The following is a 3,216-nucleotide window of genomic DNA, read 5'->3' as shown; positions in this document are numbered from 1 at the left end:
CCTCAAGCTCTTTTGGTGCTGCAGCATTAATACGTGGTTCTACAAAAGTCCAAGCCCCCATGTTCTTCGGCTCTTCTTGAACCCAGAGAATTTCTTTAAGATTTTCATATTTTGTTAGTGCTTCTTTAATCCCATTGAATGGGAATGGGTAGATTTCTTCAATTGAAATAATCTGCAGCCATTCTTCATTCCCGTCTGAAGCTGCTTTTTCGCGTAATTCGACAGCAAGCTTACCTGTACAGAAGACGATACGTTCCACCGCTTCTGGATTTTCTCCCAGTCCGGTTGTCTCAATGAACGATTGGAATTGCCCTTCCGTAAATTCAGCAGCTTCTGAGGCCATGATCTGGTTTCTCAATAAGCTCTTCGGAGTCATCATAACAAGCGGGCGTACTGCATCCATTTCCAAAGTTTTGGCCTGTCTTCTTAAAATATGGAAGTATTGTGCAGCAGAGCTAAGGTTGGCAACAGTCCAGTTGTTCTCTGCAGCCAATGATAAATACCGCTCTAAACGAGCACTTGAATGCTCAGGTCCTTGACCTTCATAGCCATGTGGCAGCAGCATGACAAGACCTGATTTTTGTCCCCATTTAGCACGGCCAGCCGCAATAAATTGGTCAAAAATCACTTGTGCTGTATTGGCAAAATCACCAAACTGTGCTTCCCAAATAACTAAGGTTTCAGGAGCGAAGACATTGTAGCCATATTCAAATGCAAGGACCGCTGTTTCAGTCAATGGACTATTATGAACAGCAAAAGATGCCTTCACTGAATCAAGTGTGTGAAGAGGAGAATACATCTGGCCATTGACACTGTCATGCAGCATGATATTCCGCTGTGCAAAGGTACCGCGCTCCGAGTCCTGTCCGGATAAACGAATTGGCGTCCCATCTTTCAGGATCGTCGCGAAAGCTAGTGTTTCAGCGTGAGACCAATCAATTTTCCCGTTTTCTTCGAATGAATCGAGACGCCTTGAAAGAATGCGTCCTAACTTTTTGTTTACGCTAAAGCCTTCTGGCCATTCAACAAGCTTTTTATTAATTTCGATTAAATCATCTACAGGAACAGCCGTATCAATAATAGGAAGTCCCTTTTCAATATTTTTTGGTGTAATCAACTCAGCTATATCTTCTGGTTTATCACCTGAAACACGATCGTATGCTTTGGTTAATCTTTCATCGACCGATTCATTAAGAATCATTGTTTCTTCTTCAGTTAGGGCACCTGTTTCGATTAGGCGATTCTTGTACAAATCTTTAACCGTAAGATGCTTATGGATTTTCGCATACATTTCAGGCTGAGTAACTAAAGGCTCATCCATCTCGTTATGTCCGAAACGACGGTATCCGATTAAGTCGATAAGGAAGTCCTTCTTAAACTTCGTCCGGTATTGATGAGCAAGTGAAACCGCAGCAAGACATGCTTCTGGATCATCAGCATTGACATGAACAATTGGAACTTCAAAGCCTTTTGCCAAATCACTTGCATATTGGGTAGAACGAGAATCTTGGCTTTCTGTCGTAAAACCAATCATATTATTGGCAATGATATGAACCGTTCCGCCCGTTTTATATCCGCGCAGGCGGCTCATATTAAAGGTTTCGGGAACGATCCCTTCCCCTGGGAATGCCGCATCGCCATGGATTAGAATAGCTAATGATTTTGTAATATCTTGTTCAGGGAAACCTGCTTTCGTACGTGTTTCTTGAGCTGCACGAGAATAGCCTTCCACAATCGGACCGACAACTTCTAAATGACTCGGGTTATTGGCAAGAGTCAATCTTGCTTTTTGTGTACTATCTTTCGTAATTTGTTTATCCAGCCCTAAATGATACTTAACATCACCTGTCCAGCCGTCGTTGATTCCAATCGAACCCTCAGACGGAACAAGATCCTTATTCGGAGAGTGTTGGAATTCCGAAAAAATTATTTCATATGGTTTGCCAAGGACGTGTGCAAGTACATTTAAACGCCCGCGATGCGCCATCGCTATATTGACATTTGATGTGCCATTTTGAACAGATTGTGAGATTAACTCATCAAGAATCGGTACTAACATATCGAGTCCCTCAATTGAGAATCTCTTTTGTCCGACATATGTACGATGAAGGAATTTCTCAAAGCCTTCTACTTCCATAAGTCGTTTTAATAATAAGCGTTTCTTTTCATTTTTTATCCTAGGGAACATTTTGCCTGATTCAACCATATCAAGAAGCCATTGTTTTTCTTCAAGATTATTTACTTGTTGAAATTCAAATGCAATGGTTTTTGTATAAAGCTGTTTTAAATAGACAAATGCTTGATAGCCGTGTTTTATTTCAGCTGGAGCCTCTGGACAAATAAATTCAGCCGGGATTTTTTTTAAATCGTCGGCTGTCAATCCATATCGTTCTAAATGGATAAGTACATTATCTAATGGTTCATCATTCAGCGGGTTAATCTTCGCAGCTAAATGACCATAAGCACGAATATTTTCAGAAAATTTCACTGCAGCCATAATTTTTTTCATAGACAGTTCTTCACCTTTTGGTGCGGTCGAAACTTGTGGTGAGGTAACAGAACTATTGTTTGTTTGTTCGCCCTCTGGCGGCGGTCCTGATTGTGCGAAAAATTCTTTTAATTCCGGATCAACCTCATCCGAATTTTCTTGATATAAATCGTATTGTTCCAAGACATACCCAAGGTTTGGACCAGAAAATGCTCTCCATGGGTCGTATGCAGCAGTCTTGTTGGTCATTTTTTATTAAACCCCCAAATTTTTACTTAATATTTTTCTAACCGTTTTATCCATCCCCTAATGCCCATCCTTAATTTTCTATTTTTAGAGAATATATATAAAAATAGTTATTATTTCAAAAGATATGAATATTTAAAGGATAAAACGTTTTCAAATGTTATATTACCATGTTTTAAAGGAAATATCCAAAGGTTAAAATGGCAAGGAAACCATAATATTATATGTGAATTCTGCTTCACGTCATTTATTATAGCGTTTACATTCCTTTTTCCTGAAATAAGCCCTGTTTTTGCAAATTATTTATTTTAACAAAAGCTCCCTTCTAGTATACAGGAGTGTTCTCTATATTTTCCAGCACTAGCTATTTTAATCCGGTTTAATCCTTCTATCCTCCTAAAATCTCCATGCAGTTAAACTTAAATTCCCATATTGATAGCTTCTATGCAGCAGTTTTGCCTGTTTCTCCTGATGTCCTAACC

At 39.5% G+C, this 3,216-nt stretch carries 1 protein-coding gene; it reads right to left on the bottom strand.

Going from position 1 to position 3,216, the window contains the following annotated elements; translation table 11 throughout:
* Nucleotides 1–2,737: 2-oxoglutarate dehydrogenase E1 component (gene sucA, locus AC52RT_RS01900; protein ID WP_495539180.1), on the bottom strand; the 2,737-nt coding region annotated here is incomplete at its 3' end.
* Nucleotides 2,738–3,216: the final 479 nt, after the last annotated feature.

This window comes from Peribacillus sp. (assembly GCF_059453735.1).
The sequence above is the reverse complement of the archived record's forward strand: the minus strand, read 5'-3'. Positions and strand labels throughout refer to the sequence as shown.